The organism is Mesotoga sp. HF07.pep.5.2.highcov, assembly GCF_003666285.1.
In the GTDB taxonomy this organism is placed as follows: Bacteria; Thermotogota; Thermotogae; order Petrotogales; family Kosmotogaceae; genus Mesotoga; species Mesotoga prima.
This window is the reverse complement of record NZ_JFHJ01000459.1, coordinates 1-1169: the sequence shown is the minus strand read 5'-3', so window position 1 is coordinate 1169 and position 1169 is coordinate 1. Positions and strand designations below refer to the sequence as shown.

At 48.1% G+C, this 1169-nt stretch carries 1 protein-coding gene; it reads left to right on the top strand.

Annotation, left to right across the window (positions count from 1 at the left end; all coding sequences use genetic code 11):
• Positions 1–74: 74 nt before the first annotated feature.
• Positions 75–1169, top strand: a 1095-nt coding sequence (gene atpA / locus BG32_RS09675; protein ID WP_121526749.1) for a F0F1 ATP synthase subunit alpha, incomplete at its 3' end; no start/stop codon positions are given.

The window sequence follows — 1169 nt, the reverse complement described above, 5'->3', positions numbered from 1 at the left end:
ATCGACACTAGTCTCAGTGGTCGTTTAAAAAGAGTGAGCCAGGAGCTGCGCTCGGGCCCTCGGGAGGTGATTGAGTGAAGATCAGTCCATCTGAGATCACGAAAGTAATACAGAATCAGCTAGAGAAGACTGACATAGAGTTTGATTATTTTGAAGCCGGAAAGGTAATTCAGATCGGCGATGGCATAGCGAGAGCCTATGGTCTGAAAGGGGTTATGGCAAACGAACTTGTCAAGTTCGATAACGGTGTCTACGGTCTTGCACTGAACCTTGAAGAGGATAACGTTGGTATCGTTATTCTTGGGGGATACAAAGAGATAAAAGAAGGAGACCTGGTTCGAAGAACGGCCAGAATTATGGAAGTCCCTACGGGACCCGAGCTTCTCGGTAGAGTGGTTAATCCCCTGGGAATTCCACTGGATGGAAAGGGACAGATCGATACGAAGAGCTTCAGGCCTGTCGACGTAAAGGCAACAGGTGTCGTCATGAGAAAGCCAGTAGACACCCCTCTTCAGACGGGAATAAAGGCGATAGATGCTACGATCCCAATTGGCCGTGGCCAGAGAGAGCTAATTATTGGAGACAGACAGACAGGTAAGACAGCAATAGCTATCGATACGATTATCAATCAGAAAGGTCAGAACGTTAAGTGCATATATGTTGCTATCGGCCAGAAAACGGCAGCCCTTGCAAGGATTATCGACAAGCTTAATCAGTTTGGGGCAATGGAATATACAACGATAGTCTTCGCTTCAGCTTCAGACACTGCCGCGCTTTCTTATCTGGCACCCTATGCAGGAGCTGCGATGGGCGAACACTTCATGTTCGAAGGACAGGATTCGCTCGTGATCTATGACGATCTTTCAAAACACGCATCTGCTTACAGAGAACTATCTCTACTTCTCAGAAGGCCGCCTGGAAGAGAAGCCTATCCCGGAGATGTCTTTTACCTGCATTCAAGATTGCTTGAGAGAGCCGCCAGACTCAACGAGAATTTCGGCGGTGGCTCTTTGACTGCCCTGCCGATAATTGAGACACAGGCAAATGACGTTTCCGCATACATACCGACAAACGTCATATCAATTACGGATGGGCAGATCTACCTGGATCCCAACCTCTTCTATGCCGGTAACAGGCCCGCAATAAACGTTGGATTGTCGGTTTCAAGG